The organism is Alteromonas naphthalenivorans, from assembly GCF_000213655.1.
GTDB lineage: Bacteria > Pseudomonadota > Gammaproteobacteria > Enterobacterales > Alteromonadaceae > Alteromonas > Alteromonas naphthalenivorans.
The window spans coordinates 980659-999077 of sequence record NC_015554.1 but is presented as its reverse complement, the minus strand read 5'-3'; the positions used below and the strand labels follow the sequence as shown (position 1 = coordinate 999077).

22 protein-coding genes are annotated in these 18419 nt (G+C 44.5%); 8 read left to right on the top strand and 14 right to left on the bottom strand.

What is annotated here, in order from left to right; translation table 11 throughout:
* Positions 1-148 precede the first annotated feature (148 nt).
* The 8 genes from era to rpoE all read right to left on the bottom strand — a co-directional run bounded on the left by era (position 149) and on the right by rpoE (position 7586).
* Positions 149-1060, bottom strand: coding sequence for a GTPase Era (gene era / locus AMBT_RS04260; protein WP_013783350.1), 912 nt, complete (start codon positions 1058-1060; stop codon positions 149-151).
* The gene (rnc, locus tag AMBT_RS04255; protein WP_013783349.1) at positions 1044-1733 is read right to left on the bottom strand and encodes a ribonuclease III; all 690 of its coding nucleotides are present in this window, start codon (positions 1731-1733) and stop codon (positions 1044-1046) included. Before rnc ends, era begins: the two co-directional genes overlap by 17 nt.
* The gene (gene lepB, locus AMBT_RS04250; RefSeq protein ID WP_013783348.1) at positions 1733-2638 is read right to left on the bottom strand and encodes a signal peptidase I; all 906 of its coding nucleotides are present in this window, start codon (positions 2636-2638) and stop codon (positions 1733-1735) included. The genes rnc and lepB overlap by 1 nt, the downstream gene beginning before the upstream one ends.
* Positions 2638-4434: a translation elongation factor 4 gene (gene lepA, locus AMBT_RS04245; protein WP_013783347.1), complete on the bottom strand. Its 1797-nt coding sequence runs from the start codon at positions 4432-4434 to the stop codon at positions 2638-2640. The genes lepB and lepA overlap by 1 nt, the downstream gene beginning before the upstream one ends.
* Before the next feature lie 206 nt (positions 4435-4640).
* Entirely contained in the window at positions 4641-5081 is a 441-nt protein-coding gene (locus AMBT_RS04240; protein WP_013783345.1) for a SoxR reducing system RseC family protein, read from the bottom strand.
* Positions 5081-6283 (bottom strand): MucB/RseB family sigma factor regulatory protein, encoded by a 1203-nt coding sequence (locus AMBT_RS04235; RefSeq protein WP_013783344.1) that lies wholly within the window; start codon positions 6281-6283, stop codon positions 5081-5083. Before AMBT_RS04235 ends, AMBT_RS04240 begins: the two co-directional genes overlap by 1 nt.
* 35 nt (positions 6284-6318) lie before the next feature.
* Positions 6319-6918 carry a sigma-E factor negative regulatory protein gene (locus tag AMBT_RS04230; RefSeq protein ID WP_013783343.1) on the bottom strand — a complete coding sequence of 200 codons (600 nt, stop codon included), beginning with the start codon at positions 6916-6918 and terminating at the stop codon, positions 6319-6321.
* Between the two features lie 89 nt (positions 6919-7007).
* The gene (rpoE, locus tag AMBT_RS04225) at positions 7008-7586 is read right to left on the bottom strand and encodes an RNA polymerase sigma factor RpoE (protein ID WP_013783342.1); all 579 of its coding nucleotides are present in this window, start codon (positions 7584-7586) and stop codon (positions 7008-7010) included.
* A gap of 195 nt (positions 7587-7781) precedes the next feature.
* Between rpoE and nadB the strand changes: the two genes are divergently transcribed.
* Positions 7782-9443 carry an L-aspartate oxidase gene (gene nadB / locus AMBT_RS04220; RefSeq protein WP_013783341.1) on the top strand — a complete coding sequence of 554 codons (1662 nt, stop codon included), beginning with the start codon at positions 7782-7784 and terminating at the stop codon, positions 9441-9443.
* Positions 9444-9822: 379 nt separating this feature from the next.
* Here nadB and AMBT_RS04215 read toward each other — a convergent pair whose 3' ends face one another.
* Genes AMBT_RS04215 through AMBT_RS04205 form a run of 3 tightly spaced genes read right to left on the bottom strand, consistent with a single transcriptional unit; the run spans position 9823 to position 11420 of the window.
* Positions 9823-10677 (bottom strand): MaoC family dehydratase, encoded by an 855-nt coding sequence (locus AMBT_RS04215; protein ID WP_013783340.1) that lies wholly within the window; start codon positions 10675-10677, stop codon positions 9823-9825.
* Positions 10667-11128: a protein YgfX gene (locus tag AMBT_RS21840; RefSeq protein ID WP_013783339.1), complete on the bottom strand. Its 462-nt coding sequence runs from the start codon at positions 11126-11128 to the stop codon at positions 10667-10669. Before AMBT_RS21840 ends, AMBT_RS04215 begins: the two co-directional genes overlap by 11 nt.
* Positions 11129-11162: 34 nt before the next feature.
* Positions 11163-11420 carry an FAD assembly factor SdhE gene (locus AMBT_RS04205; protein ID WP_013783338.1) on the bottom strand — a complete coding sequence of 86 codons (258 nt, stop codon included), beginning with the start codon at positions 11418-11420 and terminating at the stop codon, positions 11163-11165.
* Positions 11421-11632: 212 nt separating this feature from the next.
* Here AMBT_RS04205 and ygfZ point away from each other — a divergent pair, with 212 nt between their 5' ends.
* The gene (ygfZ, locus tag AMBT_RS04200; protein ID WP_013783337.1) at positions 11633-12646 is read left to right on the top strand and encodes a CAF17-like 4Fe-4S cluster assembly/insertion protein YgfZ; all 1014 of its coding nucleotides are present in this window, start codon (positions 11633-11635) and stop codon (positions 12644-12646) included.
* A gap of 53 nt (positions 12647-12699) precedes the next feature.
* Positions 12700-13185 (top strand): FKBP-type peptidyl-prolyl cis-trans isomerase, encoded by a 486-nt coding sequence (locus AMBT_RS04195; RefSeq protein WP_013783336.1) that lies wholly within the window; start codon positions 12700-12702, stop codon positions 13183-13185.
* A gap of 99 nt (positions 13186-13284) precedes the next feature.
* On the opposite strand, the gene AMBT_RS04190 is transcribed toward AMBT_RS04195, so the two are convergent.
* A complete protein-coding gene (locus tag AMBT_RS04190) occupies positions 13285-13623 on the bottom strand; it encodes a P-II family nitrogen regulator (protein ID WP_013783335.1) in 339 nt (112 codons plus the stop codon).
* 5 nt (positions 13624-13628) lie between these two features.
* On the bottom strand, positions 13629-14462 hold the full coding sequence (gene nadE, locus AMBT_RS04185) for an NAD(+) synthase (protein WP_013783334.1): 834 nt from the start codon (positions 14460-14462) through the stop codon (positions 13629-13631).
* A 267-nt stretch (positions 14463-14729) separates the two neighbouring features.
* Here nadE and AMBT_RS04180 point away from each other — a divergent pair, with 267 nt between their 5' ends.
* Positions 14730-15299, top strand: a complete 570-nt coding sequence (locus tag AMBT_RS04180) for a GspH/FimT family pseudopilin (RefSeq protein WP_013783333.1) — start codon at positions 14730-14732, stop codon at positions 15297-15299.
* A 65-nt stretch (positions 15300-15364) separates the two neighbouring features.
* Here AMBT_RS04180 and AMBT_RS04175 read toward each other — a convergent pair whose 3' ends face one another.
* On the bottom strand, positions 15365-15751 hold the full coding sequence (locus AMBT_RS04175; protein WP_013783332.1) for a type IV pilin protein: 387 nt from the start codon (positions 15749-15751) through the stop codon (positions 15365-15367).
* A gap of 79 nt (positions 15752-15830) precedes the next feature.
* Here AMBT_RS04175 and AMBT_RS04170 point away from each other — a divergent pair, with 79 nt between their 5' ends.
* The 4 genes from AMBT_RS04170 to AMBT_RS04155 are packed head-to-tail and all read left to right on the top strand — an operon-like array spanning position 15831 to position 18417.
* Positions 15831-16346, top strand: coding sequence for a prepilin-type N-terminal cleavage/methylation domain-containing protein (locus tag AMBT_RS04170; RefSeq protein ID WP_013783331.1), 516 nt, complete (start codon positions 15831-15833; stop codon positions 16344-16346).
* Positions 16340-16939, top strand: a complete 600-nt coding sequence (locus AMBT_RS21835; RefSeq protein WP_013783330.1) for a putative prepilin peptidase dependent protein — start codon at positions 16340-16342, stop codon at positions 16937-16939. Before AMBT_RS04170 ends, AMBT_RS21835 begins: the two co-directional genes overlap by 7 nt.
* Positions 16929-17891: a hypothetical protein gene (locus AMBT_RS22550; protein ID WP_013783329.1), complete on the top strand. Its 963-nt coding sequence runs from the start codon at positions 16929-16931 to the stop codon at positions 17889-17891. The genes AMBT_RS21835 and AMBT_RS22550 overlap by 11 nt, the downstream gene beginning before the upstream one ends.
* A complete protein-coding gene (locus AMBT_RS04155; RefSeq protein WP_013783328.1) occupies positions 17878-18417 on the top strand; it encodes a PulJ/GspJ family protein in 540 nt (179 codons plus the stop codon). The genes AMBT_RS22550 and AMBT_RS04155 overlap by 14 nt, the downstream gene beginning before the upstream one ends.
* Positions 18418-18419: the final 2 nt, after the last annotated feature.

Below are 18419 nucleotides of genomic sequence, written 5' to 3'. Positions count from 1 at the left end.
CTACCCCTTTTTATTGCTTTATAACTAATGGATGCTAGCTGATTTTTTAGCTGATACGTTTGGGCTTTTGATTTGGGCTACACGTTCTTACATTATATTTTGGGCTAACAACTATTGCGTTAAGCCCAAAACAGATAATTGCTGAGTGCTAACTATCGTCTGAATAACCTAACGAACGTAGAGCACGTTCATCGTCAGCCCAACCTTGTTTCACTTTAACCCACATTTCTAAGAAAACTTTGTTATCAAACAAGTTTTCCATATCTTTACGGGCATGTTCACCAATGGTTTTAAGGTGCTTTCCACCCTTGCCAATAATCATACGCTTTTGCGTTTCACGCTCTACAAGGATAAGACCACTGATACGATAAACACCATTTTCAGCTAGCTTAAACTGTTCGATTTCTACCGTCGTGGCGTAAGGAAGTTCGTCCCCCGTGAAGCGCATTAGCTTTTCGCGAATGATTTCAGCGGCCATAAAGCGACTTGAGCGATCGGTAATGTAATCTTCTGGAAAGAAAAACTCGCTTTCAGGCAAACTCTTCGCCACAAGCTCTCGGATGTCATCCACCATTTTGCCCTGTTTAGCACTAATGGGGATTATATGCTCGAACTTATATTTTTCTGATAGGCCTTGAAGGTGAACCATAAAGGCTTCTTTATCGTCTACTTTATCCATCTTGTTGACGATAAGGTAGCAAGGTAGACCTGAGGCTTTCACTTTAGACAACACCATTTCATCGTCGTCGTTCCAGCGTGTACCTTCTATCACGAACAATACCAACCCCACTTCGGCAAGAGAACTTGAAGCGGCTCGGTTCATATAACGGTTCATGGCGCTTTTTTCTTCGCTATGAAGGCCTGGAGTATCTACGTAGATGGCTTGATAATCGCCTTCAGTGTCGATACCTAAAATACGGTGGCGGGTAGTTTGTGGTTTACGCGACGTAATACTCACTTTTTGCCCGAGCAATCTATTAAGTAGCGTCGACTTACCTACGTTGGGGCGCCCTACAATAGCGACTAAGCCACATCGGGTTGTATCATTTGGCTGTGTCATCGAGTGTCTCCAAGGTAAGTCTAGCTGCTTCCTGCTCGGCTTTTCTTCGGCTATTTCCAGATGCCGAAACGGGCTTATCTAACGTTGTCACTGTGCAGCTAACTTCAAAAACTTGAGCGTGGTCTTTCCCTGAAATAGAGATAACTTCATAAGAAGGTAACGGTAGCTTACGACCTTGCAGGTATTCTTGAAGACGGGTTTTGCTGTCTTTAGGGTGCGCATTGGGGTTTAACGCTTCAATACGGCTTTCCCATAAATGGTAGATAACGTTACAAACCTCTTCCATCCCTGAGTCCAAGTAAATTGCGCCTAACACAGCTTCCACCGCGTCTGCCAATATTGAACTGCGACGATGACCACCGCTTTTAAGCTCACCGGGACCAAGATGTAGTAATTCACCCATACTCGCTTCACGGGCCAGTTCGGCCAACGTATCACCTTTTACTAAGGTGGAACGCATACGAGTAAGCTTACCTTCAGGCACATCTGGGAAACGCTTAAACAAGGTTTCACCAATAACCATACCTAAAATAGCATCGCCCAAAAACTCTAATCTTTCATTGTGCTGCTTTGCAGCACTTCTGTGGGTTAACGCTTGCTCTAGCAAGGCTACATTATTAAATGTGTACCCTAACGCTTTACTCAAGCGAATATATTTATCAATACCCTGCATTAATTAATGCCACCTACGCGTTCAAATCTAACGCCCGTTGGGATCCATGTTGGTAAAACACTGTCGCGGCCGCGTTCGAATTCAAATGAAATCCAAATGGCAACAGCTTTACCTACTAAGTTTTCGTCCGGTACAAAGCCCCAAAAACGGCTATCTCTGCTGTTGTCACGATTATCGCCTAGTACGAAATAATGACCATCAGGTACAATCCATTCATTGCTACGTGTACCTGGCTGAGTATAGAAGTTACTGGAAGAAATTTCTCTGACGGGGTGGCGCAGTATGTCGTGCTCTTTGTCACCTAGCGTTTCTGTGTAACGCATCAGCTTAGCCATGTCCTGAACAAATTCGTCTCGACCGACAAAATCTAACGGCATAGCCGTAAGCTTCCCGCAATTTTTTGCAGCACCTTCGCATTTCGACTTGATATAAACCTGTTTATCTTGATACACCACGGTGTCGCCAGGCAGCCCTATAACACGCTTGATGTAATCTACTGAAGTATCTTCAGGGTATTTAAATACCACCACATCGCCACGTTCTGGCACGCCGGTTTCCACTAGTTTACTGCGAAATACAGGGTCTTTTATCCCATAAGAAAATTTCTCAACCAGAATAAAGTCGCCCACCAACAAGGTTGGCATCATCGAGCCCGATGGTATTTGAAATGGTTCGTAAATAAACGAGCGCAACACCAATACAAAAGCGATAACTGGGAATATTTGCTGCGAGGTATCAACCAAGTACGGAAGCTGTGGCTCACCTGCAAAATTAGCCCCTTCTGCTTTTGCCGATTCTTGTAACCGCGCCTTTCGTTTTGGTGCAAACACCATACTATCCACCAGCCATACCAGCCCAGTAGTTAGCGTTAGAAGTACTAAAATAAGCGAAAAGTAATTGGCCATTACTTACCTACCTTCAAAATTGCCAGGAATGCATCCTGCGGTAATTCAACATTACCTACCTGTTTCATTCTTTTCTTTCCATCTTTTTGCTTTTGAAGCAGCTTTTTCTTACGACTTACGTCACCACCGTAACACTTGGCGATAACGTTTTTACGTAATTGTTTCACCGTACTACGCGCAATAATGTGATTGCCAATAGCAGCTTGAATAGCGATATCAAACATCTGGCGAGGAATAAGCTCACGGAGTTTCTCAACCAATTCACGCCCACGGCCTTGAGAATTATCACGGTGAGTGATCATGGCTAGCGCATCTACGCGCTCGCCATTAATCATAATATCTACACGTACCATGTCAGAGACTTGGAAACGCTTGAAGTTATAATCAAGAGAAGCAAACCCACGGCTTGTTGATTTCAAACGGTCGAAGAAATCCAGAACCACTTCAGCCATAGGCAGCTCATAGGTTACCGCCACTTGCTTACCGTGATACGTCATTGCGGTTTGCATTCCACGTTTTTCAACACACAAGGTAATAACGTTACCTAAGTATTCCTGCGGCACAAGAATATTTGCTTCCACCAATGGTTCGCGAATTTCGGCAATGTCGTTAACTGCGGGTAGCTTAGACGGGTTATCACAGCTTAAAATTTCGCCTTTGGTAGTTTCTACTTCGTAGATTACCGTGGGTGCCGTCGTAATAAGACCTAAATCGTATTCGCGCTCTAAACGCTCTTGAATGATTTCCATATGAAGCATACCAAGGAAGCCGATACGGAATCCAAAGCCTAGCGCTTGCGAACTTTCTGGCTCATAAAACAATGAAGCATCATTCAAGCTTAGTTTAGCTAACGCATCACGAAAATCTTCGTAATCGTCAGAACTAATTGGGAAAATACCTGCGTAAACCTGCGGTTTAACTTTCTTAAAGCCAGGCAAAGCGCCTACCGCTGGTTGTCTCGCTAAGGTAATAGTATCGCCAACCGGTGCGCCTTGAATGTCTTTAATACCCGCAATAATAAAGCCTACTTCACCGGCGCGAAGCACGCCTGTATCTAGGGCTTTGGGGGTAAACACACCAATTTTATCAACTTGGTGTGTTTGGCCATTCGACATGATTTGAATTTTATCTTTCTTAGTAAGCTCGCCTTCTACGATACGAACTAATGACACTACCCCTTGGTAGTTGTCGAACCATGAATCAATGATAAGCGCTTTTAGCGGCTCTTCACGGTTACCGCCCGGAGGAGGAATTTTATTTACAATAACTTCTAGTACATCTTCAATACCAATACCTGTTTTTGCCGAGCAGCGAACGGCGTCAATGGCATCTATACCAACAATGTCTTCAATTTCTTCGGCTACGCGCTCTGGTTCGGCCTGTGGTAAATCTATTTTATTTAAAATAGGTACCACTTCCATGTCCATGTCCATAGCGGTATAGCAGTTAGCTAGGGTTTGCGCTTCCACGCCCTGCCCTGCATCAACCACTAACAATGCACCTTCACATGCAGCAAGTGAGCGAGACACTTCGTAAGTAAAATCTACGTGTCCAGGCGTATCGATGAAATTCAGCTGGTAGACTTCACCATCTTTAGCAGTGTAATTAAGCGTTACGCTTTGTGCTTTAATAGTAATTCCACGCTCCCGCTCCAAGTCCATTGAATCAAGAACCTGTTCGGCCATTTCACGATCGGCTAGCCCGCCACAATGTTGAATAAGACGGTCAGACAGAGTCGATTTACCGTGATCGATGTGAGCAATAATACTGAAGTTACGAATGTGCGATTGTTGCATAATGCTGGAAATTACCTGCAGAAAAATTCATTAATATAAAAAAGAATGGTAGCTATTGTTTGTGTTGTAGCTAGCGCGTGCGGATTTTACCCATTTCTTTACACAAAAGCGAATAAGCTTGTGGGTTATATTGCCAAAGATTGGAATAGTGTAAGCCAAAGTAGCCATTTTGGTAATAATATTGCCGAATTCGCGCAAGTATTACGCTAAATTGTATTCAATAGTACGGGTTGAAACTTACCTTTATCAAGCCGTTTAAGCTTAAATGCGATGGCTTTATAAGTTACAAAGGTAAATGCGACGGCGGGTAGCAACCCCCACAATTCATGGCTAAGCCCAATGGAAGGTAGCGTGGCATTCCCAAAGGCAAAAACCGCGATAAAAACCGTTAGGGGTAGCAAATACAGCCACGCGGAGGCACTTAACACCCCTTCTTCAGGTACACCCACCGTTACGTCTTGCCCTATCGTTACCGGCATAGGTGAACGCAATGTTAGCTGCTGAGTTTTAGGCGCTAATGCTCTGGATATAGCCCCCGTGCCACAGTCACTTTGGGCTTGGCAACTGCTACAAGTCGATTTAATGGCGGCCTCGACGGTAATAAGATCACCCTCTACAGCAACCACGCGTGCGGTTTCAGTGATCATTATTTATCTGCCATAGGAGAAAGCGAGGTAGCAATAGCATTTGCTGTTTGCAGTGGTATTTCACCCACCACGGTCACTTGCGTGTTTCCATCGGTAAGGGTTAAAAAAGTACTCAAATCATTTCTAAGCACTAAATCACCACCAAGGGCATCTTTTGCTGGTTGTACATAAACAGACACATCGACCAATCCATCACTGTACATTTTATATTCTACCACTTGCCCCGTTAAGGCAAGACGACGAGTATCACCACGCACTTCTTCCATACCATTAGGCAAGTACTTAACTTCCCAATTAGGTTGGCGCGATTGCTTTTGCGTTAATGCCATAGGCTTAGGTAAAGACGCCTGATTAATTCGTGCGAAATAGTCATCAGGGGCGTCGGTTATTTTAAGTGAGGTTACTTGAATCTGCTCTAACAATCCGCCCTGCAAATCAAGCATGTTAAGTTTCAGTACCATGCCTGAATCTTCATCTAACCATAGCTGGTAGCTGAAGCGACTATTGTCGCGGCTAACGATACGGATTTGTTGAGCAGGTCTACCTGCAACGCGTGCTCTGCCCACAGAGACAAATTCATAACCGCTTTTCAATCTATCAGGATGATGAAGCAGTTCACTGGGGATAGGCCCATTGATAAACTCAGAACGAAGACTATACGGCGATACATCAGGTTCAAACACACTCACAATACCATTAACACGAATTTGCTCGCGGCCTGGCCCATTTTGTAAATTGAGTTGCTCCATACTGGTGCCATCCTCTAGCACTCCATGACGCCATAAAAAGGGAATGGTTTCGCGGCCCGCTCGACTTTGAACAAAAGCAACTTCAAAGTTTTGGGTTTTCACCACTTCACTTAGTTGCATAAGCCAATCTGACGTTGTTTGAGGATGGGGATTCACTACAACTACATCAGTAGCTTGAGGTACTGATTGAGGTGCTATCTGGGGCGAAGTTTGTGAAGCATCTGCGCTTGAGGGCAAAATTGAAGGCAACGTATCAGCGCGCTCTGAAGATGTATTTTGCGCAGATACATTTTCTTGCGCTACGACGCTAAACGATAAACCCAAAGACGCTACGACGGCATAGAGCATGGCTTTAATGAAGGCCCGAATGCGAATACTTACTTTTACGTTGGCTAAAAACACGCGTACCAGCACTAAAAGCGCTGGTACGTTATTACGATAATCTATTTTCATTAAACGATATTCTTATTAAGCGTCGTATGAACTGCTTACGGGCGGTTATCTGCACTCGCCTCGGCATCGTCAGTTTCAGATTCTTGCGCTTGTTTCAATTTTACCTGCTGCTCGTGATCAGCAATAAGTGCATTGATTTTACGCTTTTTCTCTAATACTTCGTTCATGTCATTGCGAGGCAATGCGCGGGTTTGCTCTAAGCTAACTGGCGCTAAACCACCCTGCGGCCCTGCTGTAGGTGCTGTCATGAAAGGCTCAGTAGGCGCAGGTTGATTGAAGTGCTGAACACCTAAAATCACTGCTACCGCAACGGATGCAGCAACGGCAAACTGACCTGACTGTTTTGCAAAAGGCACTACACCGCCAGAAACTACGCTGCCGAGTACTGGAATTGAACGCCAACGTGAAGCTTTTGGCGCGACAATAGCAGGCTCATTTTCAAGCGCGGCGGCAACACTGGCAGTAATATCTAACTGCGGTGCGACACTGGCCTCTTTGCGCATTGCGCCCCTAATTACATGGTAGCGTTGCCATTTGGCCTGCAATTCTTCATCTTGCTTAATTGCATCAATGATTGCATCGCCATCTATTTCGCCATCCATGAAAGCGGACAAATTTTCTTGCTGTTGCGTCATAAATTCATTTCCTGATCAACTGTGATCAATTAATACCCTAACACAGCTGTTAGTCTGCTCAATATAATGAAAGTTCATTTTCATTATATTTAATTTTCTAACAATGGCTGAATCACTTTATCTATAGCCTCTCGCGCTCGGAAAATTCGTGAACGAACTGTACCCACTGGGCACGCCATCACATTTGCAATTTCCTCATAACTTAGCCCTTCTATTTCACGAAGGGTTATAGCCATGCGAAGGTCATCAGGTAACTTTTCCACCACTTTAAATAAGGTTTCTTCAATTTCATCCGTTAACAAACTGCGTTCTGGCGTGGATTGCTCTTTAAGCGCATCACTGCCTTCGTAAAAGTCTGCTTCGTCTGCGTCGACATCACTAGCGGGTGGCTTCCTTCCTTGCGCAACAAGATAGTTTTTAGCACTGTTTACCGCGATACGGTACAACCAAGTGTAAAACGCACTGTCGCCACGAAAGTTTGGTAATGCCCGATAAGCTTTAATAAACGCTTCTTGGGTAACATCAGCCACATCACCGCTGTTTTTTACATAGCGCGATACCAAATGCATAACTTTGTGCTGATAGCGAGTTACCAGTAAGTTAAATGCATTTTTATCGCCACGCTGTACTTTTTCGACCAATTGTTGGTCGGTTATCTGCTCGCTCATTCGAGCCATTACTCCTACTTCAACTACCCAATAGCTCTAACAAGCATTGATATAGACGCGTACTGTTACAAAAAGTTCTGTATTAGCATTAAAAATATTTAAAAATGCTTAGGGAAAGCCATCTAGATCATTGTGTTTTGCCACTCATCCTTTAGACTTGCCGAACCTTTGCTCGTTTAATATATACAAAAATACATGAAATCAGTGTCATCTTCACTAACTTCCACATCAAATTCAATTGAACATCGATGTGATGTACTGATTATAGGTAGCGGCGCAGCTGGGCTTAGCCTTGCACTTAGGCTTGCCGACCACTGTCAGGTTATTGTGCTCAGTAAGAGCGATCGTAATGAAGGGTCTACCCGTTATGCCCAAGGCGGTATTGCTGCGGTGTTCGATGAGCAAGACTCTATCGATGCGCATGTACAAGATACATTAAAAGCGGGCGGCGACCTGTGCGATGAACCTGCCGTACGCTTTACTACCGAACGAGCCAAAGAAGCATTGAGCTGGCTAATTAGTTACGGTGTGCCGTTTGATACCGAAACCACAGAGTCTGGTGAAGAGCGTTTCCACCTCACCCGCGAAGGTGGGCATAGTCACAGACGCATTCTTCACGCCGCCGATGCCACCGGCGAAGCACTGCAAATAACATTAAACGATGCAGTTTCTGCACATCCTAATATTCACGTTTTCGAACGTTACAACGCTATCGATCTTATTCCGTCGAAAGACGATAAAAAGCGGGTTATTGGCGCATATGTGTGGAACCGCCAACAAGAGCACGTTGAAGTTATTCGCGCCCCCTTTATCTCACTAGCAACGGGTGGTGGAAGCAAGGTTTACCAATATACCTCAAACCCAGACGTTTCCAGTGGCGACGGTATTGCTATGGCTTGGCGTGCTGGTTGTCGTGTAGCCAATATGGAATTTAATCAGTTTCACCCAACTTGCTTATTCCACCCGCAAGCCCGAAATTTTCTTATTACAGAAGCCCTACGTGGTGAAGGCGCGAACTTATGTCACGCCGATGGCACCCGCTTTATGCACAAGTTTGACGAGCGTGGCGATTTAGCCCCCCGGGATGTGGTTGCACGTGCCATTGATTATGAAATGAAGCGCCTTGGCGCTGACTGTATGTATTTAGATATCAGTCATAAACCCGCTGACTTCATCGTTAAGCACTTCCCTAATATTTATCGTAAATGCCGTTCACTAGGTATAGATATTACCCGAGAGCCTATCCCAGTGGTGCCCGCAGCCCATTATAGCTGCGGCGGCGTTGTAACCGACTTCAATGGAAAAACAGATTTAGCCAATGTGTATGCAATAGGAGAAGTCGCCTATACCGGTTTACACGGGGCAAACCGCATGGCATCTAACTCACTGTTAGAATGTGTTGTGTTTGCCAGCGCTGCCGCCGAGCATATTATCTCTACGTTACCTTCAGCCTCGTGTGAAGAAGCCATTTTGCCTTGGGATGAAAGTCAGGTATCAGACTCTGATGAAGAAGTTATTATTCAGCATAACTGGCACGAACTACGCTTATTTATGTGGGATTATGTAGGCATTGTTCGAACCGACAAACGGTTAGAGCGCGCCATGCGCCGAATAAATCTACTGGAGCAAGAAATTGCCGAATACTACGCGCACTTCAGGGTAAGTAATAACCTTCTTGAATTAAGAAACCTAGTGACGGTTGCTGAATTAATTGTGCGCTGCGCTATGCAACGAAAAGAAAGTCGGGGCCTACACTTTAATCTAGATCACCCTGGGCAACTTGAAAACCCTCAGCCCACCTTTTTGTGCCCCGAAAAAGATGCTTTACCAACGGTACCAGGCACACTTATTTCTTAATGATTTTGGGTGAGTAGACACCTAGCCGTAGCGTTTTCAGCGTGGCTTGAAAAGACAATAGACATACAATAGAAATACAATAGCTATTTAATAGAGATACGAAAAAGCCCACTTCCTAATACAGCGTGTTCAATACACTATATTAGGAAAGTGGGCTTTTTTATTTATATTGCGACGTTGAGCTGCACTCGGCTTATTTCTTTTTAATAAATCGAATACAAAGTCCTGAAATTACAGCACGAAGACCTAGTAGCTCATGGCTAGCAGGTCATGACTATCAGATCATAACTAGCTGGTCATAAAAAGCACCGAACCAAACAGACCGACTTATCGGCTGATAATAATAACCTTGTTACTGTTTCGTCATAACAGCTTTGACCTACAGCGTTGAGACCTCTGCATCTAGGTGTACTTGCTGATCATCACTGCTCGTAATTTCCAAGATAGAGCGGTCTTCATCTTGACACATTTGATAGATGTTAATGCTGCAAGGCAGCATAACGGGTCGTTTAAAACGGCAAACCACATCTGAAATATGCTGACCGTTCGATACTGGTACGAATGATAACGCGCGGGCCAGTGTCCACATTCCATGGGCAATCGGGCGCTTAAAGCCAAATGCTTTGGCACTTAGTCCAAACAAATGAATGGGATTATAGTCGCCAGAAATTTTCGCGTAACGCCTGCCGGTATCGGCCGTTACATCAAGCTCTGCAAGCAAGTTTTTAGGGCTATCGACACAGGCTTCAGTGGTATCTTGTACAGGCGCTCTGGGCGCCACATGTACCGCTTTCACCTTCACCAAGTAGCTACTGATTGCTTTATAAACACAGCGCCCTTGTTGAAAAGCCTCTAAGGAAACATCGACTTCCCAGCCACGTGAGTGCGGCCTGACATCGCTGAATCGAACCCTGCATTCAAACGTCTCGCTTAAATCGCATTCTTCTAGCACTTCTACGCGATTAGCCGCATGTATTAATCCCAGTAATGGAAACGGGCTTTTCTTATCGAGCAAACACTGTATTTGAAGGGGAAGAGACAGCATTTGCAGATACAAAGGATGCATGGTAGCAGCATCTTGCCACGCCACTTCTTGACAGAATGCACCGTAGTGCTTGTTGTCAATATTAAGTTGTTTGGTGTAAATGCGAGGCGGTAATGTGGGTGGTTTGAATTGCATTAACTGTCGGGTATCGACACGTTTTAATAAAGCTTTTGCATACTCACGAAACATCAATGTTATTCCTTGTTTGGCCTGCTCCTTGAGCGAAGATTATCGCTCGGCATAGCCGTCGATAATCTGCTTCAGAGCATTCACCTTTTAATACCCAGCGCACATGCTCGTAATACGGCTGGTACCATTTTCGCGCAGTTCGTTCTACATGAAGGCTTAGACCCCATGGCAACAGTAATGATGACTTGTGAAGATTCACTGCTGGCGAATAAATCTCTTCTCCCGATACCATCAACGCCCGCAATGAACCATTGTCCGTAAGCGTGTAAACATCATTAGATGGCACCGTCGTCGGTTTGCTCAATTTACGCCATACACTCAAGCAGAAAGCGATATACACCGGCAAACACGCAAGCGCGCATAACCAAAGCCAACTTGGACTTACCCACGTCCACAAGGCTTCAGGTAAATTTATAATACTAAAGCCAAAAGCGGCAATAAGAATTAGCATTCCTACTATTTTTCGCCACGGCGAATAAGTGAGTTTAACCCTGTACTTTGACACGATTAACGATAGTAGACACCATACCAGCAAGTTCTGGATCTTGGCATTGTTGATGGCCCATAAACCATGCAAACAAGTCTGGATCGTCGCTGGTAAGTAAGCGTTCGAATATTTCTTGTTGTTCGTAATCAAGCGAGTCGAAGGCTTCATCTACAAAAGGCATGAGTAACACATCAAGTTCCAACATCCCTCTGCGGCATGCCCACTTTAATCTAGCACGTCTTTTTGGCTCAAACATATATTCACATTCTTAATTATTGTTTTAACACTGTCATCATATTACCACGGTGATGGGCGAAGGATCACTGCCCTTTTAGACAGAAAGGCGTTTCAATAGCACCGTAGATAGCACGAATTAACCACAAAACACGATAATCTTAAGGGTTCCCCTTGATAAAGCGCGCAAACCCCTCACCTACTACATTATAAATTCTTCATTCGGAATCTTTGATGACAGCGTTAACGACTCTTTCTGATTTACCTTCGCACTATGCAATTAAGTTAAATGACAACATGCTAATAAAGCTGGAAGGCGAGCAAGCTGACAGCTACTTACATGGTCAAGTGACAGTTAACATTAACGCTTTAGATGAGAATACGGTGAGGTATTGTGCCCATTGTGACAACAAAGGAAAGACCTGGTCTATTTCGTTTGTGGGCCGCCATGGAAATGGTCGCCATGGAAATGCTATCTTCATGCTAACTAACAAAGACTCTGGTGCGCACTCCCTTGCGCAGTTAAATAAGTACGGTGTGTTCTCAAAGGTAGATATAACCGATGAATCAAACCAGTACACGCAATTCTTCTTAGGTGAAAACCTTGGGCAGATGTTACTTAGTAGCTATTTCGACACCCTTCCTAGTGAGCCATTAACCAGTGTTCACAGTGATGTAGGGTGGGTATTTAAAAGTGATACTCAGCGCGCCGGCTATTATGTGGTACTGAATTCTGAGCGAGCCCCTGAATTTGAGCAAAAAGTGAAAGACACCAACGGCTCAATTTTTGAACAAAATGTATACGATGCTATTATGATAGAAAGTGCGATACCGTCTATCGAAGAAACTGGGGTCAGCGAATACGTTCCCCAAATGATGAATGTGCAGGCACTTAACGGTATCGATTTTGACAAAGGCTGCTATATGGGCCAGGAAGTGGTTGCCCGCACTCGATTCTTAGGTAAAAACAAGCGTGCAGCCTATAGTTTTTCAGTGCCAAAAGCGTTTCATATTAACGCTGGCGATACACTAGAAAAGCAATTAGGCGAGAACTGGCGTCGCGCTGGTATGGTAATTCGTAAAGCTGAACTTAGCGAAGAAACATGGTTTATGGCTGTGCTCTCAAACGATACCACTGAGCAAGATATTCATCGCCTAGCTGATCAAGTTGAAATTACCTGCTACCCTAGCCCTTTACCGTACAGCATTGAGCAGGCTAAGAGCTCATTGGTGAAAAACCGTAAATAATCTTTAATAAATTTAAAACCATCGCCCAGTAGGGCAAAACTACAGGACAAATTATGACTATAACCTCTGACAGCGTTGTCACCCTTCACTACACCGTTTCAACCGAAGACGGTACCGAGCTTGATTCTTCAGCCGGTAAGGAGCCGCTTGTAGTGCTTCAAGGGCGCCGCTTTCTTATTGAGGGACTAGAAGAAGCATTGGTAGGTAAAGAGAAAGGTGAAAAGTTCAACTTGTCTGTTGAGCCAGAGAAAGCCTACGGTGAACGTATTGATGAACTCGTTCAGCGCGTACCTAGTTCAATGTTTGAAGGCATGGACGTTGAAGTTGGCATGTCTTTTCGTGCAACCACGCCAGAAGGTGAGCAATCGGTTATTATCATCGAGACATCTGATGACGAAGTAGTTGTAGACGGTAACCACCCACTTGCAGGCATTCCACTTACTTTTGATGTAGAAGTGGTTGATGTACGCGATGCGACTGCTGAAGAATTAGAGCACGGCCATGCCCATACGCCAGGCGGCTGTGGTCACGACCACTAATACTGTTGCTTCGTGATAAACGCACTAACTAAAAAGGGAGCCTAAGGCTCCCTTTTTTGATATTGACTGCAACACAAAGCGTTAGTCAATAATGCCTATTTATATCGCGTCTTCGTTTTGCTCACCCGTACGAATTCGCACCGCTGACTCAACGTTAAATACGAATATTTTGCCGTCACCAATTTTGCCTGTTTTTGCAGAGTTTTCGATAGCTTCTATCGCCTGCTCGACGCGCTCATCATCAAGCACTAGCTCAATTTTAATTTTAGGCAGAAAATCCACTTGATATTCAGCACCGCGATAAAGTTCAGTATGTCCTTTTTGGCGTCCGAAGCCTTTTACTTCAGACACTGTCATTCCAGCAATACCGACTTCGGCTAATGCTTCCCTTACATCGTCCATCTTGAACGGTTTGACTATCGCTTCAATCTTTTTCATGGTAACTACTCATCATAAATGGTTGGAATAGGTACGCGCTTGTGCTGAGTACGCTGATAAATGTACAACAACTTTTCATCCACCTCAGCAGACACTGATTTGCCTTCTAAGAAGTCATCAATTTGATCGTATGTCATGCCAAGAGCTTGTTCATCAGCTTTTTGCGGCGCGAGAGTTTCGAGATCGGCGGTGGGCGCTTTAGTGATAACAGTTTGGGGGGCACCTAAGTGCGAGGCCAGTTGTCGAACTTGGCGTTTACTCAACCCAAACAAAGGCGCTAAATCACACGCTCCATCGCCATACTTTGTATAAAAACCCGTAATATTTTCTGCTGAATGGTCAGTGCCTAACACTAATCCATCAACCATTCCGGCAATTTCATACTGAATCACCATACGGGTTCGTGCTTTTACATTACCTTTAACGAAGTCACGCTTTGCTTCACTTTCAGGTAATAAACCAGCGCTTGATAATGATTCAGTGGTAGAAGCATGAATAGCATCTGCACCGGGCTGAACATTAACCGTCACAGAATGGGAAGGCTCAATAAAGTCTATCGACAACTGAGCATCAGCTTCGTCGGCTTGCGTTTGGTAAGGTAAACGAACAGCGACAAACTGAAAATTTTCGTGCTTTTCTTGGTTTAACTCATTCACTGCTAACTGAGCTAATTTACCCAACGTACAAGAATCGATACCGCCACTAATGCCTAGCACCAGTGAATTTAAACCTGACGTAAGAAGCTGCTTTTTAATGAAAGCCACTCGACGAGTAACTTCAAATGCCACATCGATTTCAGGCAGCACTTTCATTTCTTCAATAACTGCTTGTTTTTGCATTATAATGTCCAATTAGTGAGTGGGCGTCCTGATACCTGAGTTTACGATAAACTCGCCTTAGATGTTAGTGGTAAAAGAATTCAAACTTCATTAATCGTTGAAATTCACTACTTTTTGTATCTTCGGGCATGCCTACACGCCTTTTTTTATACCCATTTCGAGGCAAATTGGTTTACCTTGAATGTTCACGCGCGTTGACCTTTATTGTTGTAATAATAGAGGCTAACGCTAATATCATTGTTAAATTAACCTAGTAAATAAATCTCAGTGAAAATAAAGTCTTCTAGCGCTTTGCGTCTTCAATACGGCCTGACTCTTTTAGAGATGCTAATTACGGTCGCCATTTTGGCAATCTTAGTAGGAGTCGTTGCCCCGTCTATTAATACTATTTTAGTCAAAAATAGAGTAACCGGCGACATCAATACGTTGAGCGCTATTGCACAGCAAGCTAGGTTTAGTGCCATTAACGAACAGTTTAACGTGATACTTTGTCCGACCACGAGTTATAGCACCTGTGTCAGCGATTGGGCCAACGCGAAAATGGTCTTTATTGATGAAAACTCAAATGGAAGCAGAGATAGCAGTGAACCACTTATTGCCAGCAGCGACCCGCTGAACTCAGGCAATACAATCAGTGGCATTTCTGGCGCTATTTCGTTTTCTGAACAAGGCAGTATTAGTAACAGTGCAACCATAACCATCTGCCCAAAGAGTAAAGATGCCTCTTATGCTTCTGCCCTGCTATTGTCACTCTACGGTAGAATATCTGTTGCCATCGACAGTGACGACGATGGTATTAATGAAGATTTATCTGGCACCGCTCTAACTTGCCCTTAATACCTTGTCCTTAATTCCTTGTCATGACCTGATTCGCAGCGGACTAATGGTAAGTCCATGATAGGCTACCTTCCCCAACATCCATGGGGTAAATTTTCGTAAGGGGTGATAGTTAGCAACCGACAAGGGTTAGATTTGTCCAAAAAGCTTAAAGACGCAACAATGCTATAATTTCCATTCTTAGATTCGCTGTATGTCAGTGTAACGCCGTCAATATTGGGTGCCGGCAATCCACTAAGCCCCGAGTATTTACCTTCACTCAACCAATACCGTTCTTGCTTTATTTGCAAAGTGAGCAAATAGCTAATGGTTTCATGCTTATTTGCAAGCGCGATGGTTGATGAATAACTGGGAATGGCGAACATAGAAACAATACCCACAATCGCAACAGCGACCAAAAGCTCGATTAACGTAATCCCTCCCATCTTAATTAAATTGATTTTCCCTTCCATGGTACAGCAGCCCTCTATTTGTTGATTCGCTATGCTGTAAACCTAACAGCAAACAAATGACAAATAACCGGACTAAGGCATGGTTTTAATTAAAGCAGGTGGATTTACCTTGTTAGAGTTACTTGTGGTGCTTTGCATTGTGGTCATTTTCACCGCCATAGCTGCCCCCTCTTTTGTTGAATGGCGACAAGCCATCGCTATAAAGAGCGCGTTAAAGCATACCGCTGACATTGCAAAGTACGCCCGCACGCTTTCTATCTCTGAGCGTAAGGCGATTACCCTAGTCGTAGACGCTTCAGCAAATCATTGTATCGGCTTAACGTCAGCAAGTGACTGTGATTGCCATGTAGCAAGCAGTTGCCACGTTATTAGCCAGCAGAAACGGCTTATTATGCAAAGTTATCATGCAGTCATTGCTAGTCCAGCCAATAAAAAGGCGTTGCTGACGTTCGATGGAACTCATGGCATGAGTTTCGGCAGCGCAATGACAGTCACCATAAGTAACGCTCGATACACCGGCAAAGTTATCATTAATAACCTAGGCCGTGTGCGGTATTGCACTTCTACTTCACTAGAGGGAATTCCGCTATGTTAACGTCCTCTGGTATTAGCCTAGTAGAGCTCACCATAGCCATGGCCATCAGTACAACATTGGTTCTTTTTTCTGCCATGGGCGCTGCGACTATCTCTAAAGAACTAGGTTATTTTCAGCAACAATTAGCACTGCAAAGTGAGTTACGGCTTATTAGCCATTCTCTCTCGCTACAACTCCAGCGGGCCGGATTCGTGGCGCGCCCTTTTGAAGAAATTTTTGCCAACAGCGCATTACTACCGCCTGCTATCAACATCAGCCATCATCCGCTAGAGGCCGAAAATTCTTGTGTCTTATTTTCCTATGATAAAAATGCTGACGGCGACATTAGTCATGAAGCCCCCGCAGAATTGTTAGGTTTTCGATTGCGCAATAAAGCCCTTGAGTACCGTGTAGCGAGCAAAAGTTGCGAGCAAGGTGGATGGCACGATCTTACAGATACATCAGAATTAAAAGTCACTCAATTCACTATATCTTTGCACGGTGAGATAAACCATGCCCCGGTTTACAAAGTTGAGCTTGCACTACAAAGCAAGGCGTCCGCAGAACTCACCGCCGAGCAACATCTGTATTTACGAGTTGCCAATGCGAAATAACGCCGATTTTTACTCATCCTCACTAGTCGTTCAAAAACATGTGATAGGTGCAAGAGAGGCAAGCGCTTGGCAATGTCCTAGTAAGGTAAATGGCGCCGTATTGTTAAGTGTGGTGGGTATACTGTTAAGCTTAATAACACTGGCACTGTGGGCAACCAACGCACTACTTACCAGTGAGTTTCAAGCCAGTAAGCGCAGTATTGCTTATGTTGAGGTGATGAATACATTGCACAACGACATGACACAATTAACCGAGCAACTGCGTATCAGCGAAGATTGGCAACAAACCGCAAGTCTATTCGCGCGAGCATCAGTGACGGCGACTCACTATTCAGGAAGAGATTCTCAGTATTTAACGCTGTTTACCGTGTCCATAACTCACCCTGTTACGTCGCTATTCATTAGACAAGGTTTTTTACGCCACCCCGCCATAGTTCGTCTTCCTGCCAACGGTGTAATAACCGGTGCGACTAACGCTATATTGCCCCACCTTTTTGAACGACATTACAGTAACTTTACGCCGATGTTTTTTCCAAAGCCGCGCATAGCAAACGACTGCGACGATCTTACTCGCCATCTCGTGTTTTGGGTGCGTGGTGACTGCCATATTTCGCCCAGTGAAATTATAGGGTCAGCGAGTCAACCTGTTTTACTTGTAGTAGAAAAGGGGGATTTCACCCTTGATACCCATGCTCAAATTTACGGGTTAGTAGTGATATTAGGCGACACCAGTGTGCCTTCCAGCTCTTCTAGTAGTTCCCACCCTGTTATACCCGTGGCCACTATCGCCTCTTCGGCCAAGCTTGAAGGCGCCATGGTAAGCAATGAGGAAGTATCTAGAGTTTTTCACGGGCACATCAATTTCAATCTTAGTGTATTACGCACCCTTCAACAATCTAGCGGTTTGCAAAAGATGCAACCCATACCCGGGAGTTGGCATGACTTTAATTAAAAAGACACAAGGGTTTTCGCTCATAGAGGTAATAATTGCATCAGGACTCTTTGCGCTGACCTTTACCGCTGGACTGAAGCTTTACCAGCAAATATACGGACAATGGCAGCAACTTAACGCAGTGCAACAAGCTCGGCAACAACTTGAAACCGACCAAACGACTCTACTAATTAATGTGAATGCCAATCAAGATGCATATATCGCCATTACGCCCTCGTCTACCACGAGCGCAGCAAAAGCCGTGACCTTAGAACAAGTTGTAGAGCCTTTACCCCAGTTGAACCATACGGATGAAGCTTTACGTGCAGACGAAACGCTTAGTGAAGAAAGTGGGTTAACGACTGAAGAAAAACTAAATGAAGAAGAGGCCCTTGATGAAGCGCAAGAGCTCATCGAAAAAGTAAAACCTAAAAGCCAAGCGATTACCCAACAATTGAAGGTTGTGGTGGCACCGCCGTATCAATCGCGTTGGCAAGATATAGCGATCATGGGGCCGTTGGTACCACTTCCCCCCGCAAAACCCTAGTG

Excerpts from the sequence above, each read along its gene's own strand:
- era (WP_013783350.1), bottom strand. The coding sequence starts at position 1,060 with ATGACACAGCCAAATGATACAACCCGATGTGGCTTAGTCGCTATTGTA.
- rnc (WP_013783349.1), bottom strand. The coding sequence starts at position 1,733 with ATGCAGGGTATTGATAAATATATTCGCTTGAGTAAAGCGTTAGGGTAC.
- lepB (WP_013783348.1), bottom strand. The coding sequence starts at position 2,638 with ATGGCCAATTACTTTTCGCTTATTTTAGTACTTCTAACGCTAACTACT.
- lepA (WP_013783347.1), bottom strand. The coding sequence starts at position 4,434 with ATGCAACAATCGCACATTCGTAACTTCAGTATTATTGCTCACATCGAT.
- AMBT_RS04240 (WP_013783345.1), bottom strand. The coding sequence starts at position 5,081 with ATGATCACTGAAACCGCACGCGTGGTTGCTGTAGAGGGTGATCTTATT.
- AMBT_RS04235 (WP_013783344.1), bottom strand. The coding sequence starts at position 6,283 with ATGAAAATAGATTATCGTAATAACGTACCAGCGCTTTTAGTGCTGGTA.
- AMBT_RS04230 (WP_013783343.1), bottom strand. The coding sequence starts at position 6,918 with ATGACGCAACAGCAAGAAAATTTGTCCGCTTTCATGGATGGCGAAATA.
- rpoE (WP_013783342.1), bottom strand. The coding sequence starts at position 7,586 with ATGAGCGAGCAGATAACCGACCAACAATTGGTCGAAAAAGTACAGCGT.
- nadB (WP_013783341.1), top strand. The coding sequence starts at position 7,782 with ATGAAATCAGTGTCATCTTCACTAACTTCCACATCAAATTCAATTGAA.
- AMBT_RS04215 (WP_013783340.1), bottom strand. The coding sequence starts at position 10,677 with ATGTTTCGTGAGTATGCAAAAGCTTTATTAAAACGTGTCGATACCCGA.
- AMBT_RS21840 (WP_013783339.1), bottom strand. The coding sequence starts at position 11,128 with ATGCTAATTCTTATTGCCGCTTTTGGCTTTAGTATTATAAATTTACCT.
- AMBT_RS04205 (WP_013783338.1), bottom strand. The coding sequence starts at position 11,420 with ATGTTTGAGCCAAAAAGACGTGCTAGATTAAAGTGGGCATGCCGCAGA.
- ygfZ (WP_013783337.1), top strand. The coding sequence starts at position 11,633 with ATGACAGCGTTAACGACTCTTTCTGATTTACCTTCGCACTATGCAATT.
- AMBT_RS04195 (WP_013783336.1), top strand. The coding sequence starts at position 12,700 with ATGACTATAACCTCTGACAGCGTTGTCACCCTTCACTACACCGTTTCA.
- AMBT_RS04190 (WP_013783335.1), bottom strand. The coding sequence starts at position 13,623 with ATGAAAAAGATTGAAGCGATAGTCAAACCGTTCAAGATGGACGATGTA.
- nadE (WP_013783334.1), bottom strand. The coding sequence starts at position 14,462 with ATGCAAAAACAAGCAGTTATTGAAGAAATGAAAGTGCTGCCTGAAATC.
- AMBT_RS04175 (WP_013783332.1), bottom strand. The coding sequence starts at position 15,751 with ATGGAAGGGAAAATCAATTTAATTAAGATGGGAGGGATTACGTTAATC.
- AMBT_RS04170 (WP_013783331.1), top strand. The coding sequence starts at position 15,831 with ATGGTTTTAATTAAAGCAGGTGGATTTACCTTGTTAGAGTTACTTGTG.
- AMBT_RS21835 (WP_013783330.1), top strand. The coding sequence starts at position 16,340 with ATGTTAACGTCCTCTGGTATTAGCCTAGTAGAGCTCACCATAGCCATG.
- AMBT_RS22550 (WP_013783329.1), top strand. The coding sequence starts at position 16,929 with ATGCGAAATAACGCCGATTTTTACTCATCCTCACTAGTCGTTCAAAAA.
- AMBT_RS04155 (WP_013783328.1), top strand. The coding sequence starts at position 17,878 with ATGACTTTAATTAAAAAGACACAAGGGTTTTCGCTCATAGAGGTAATA.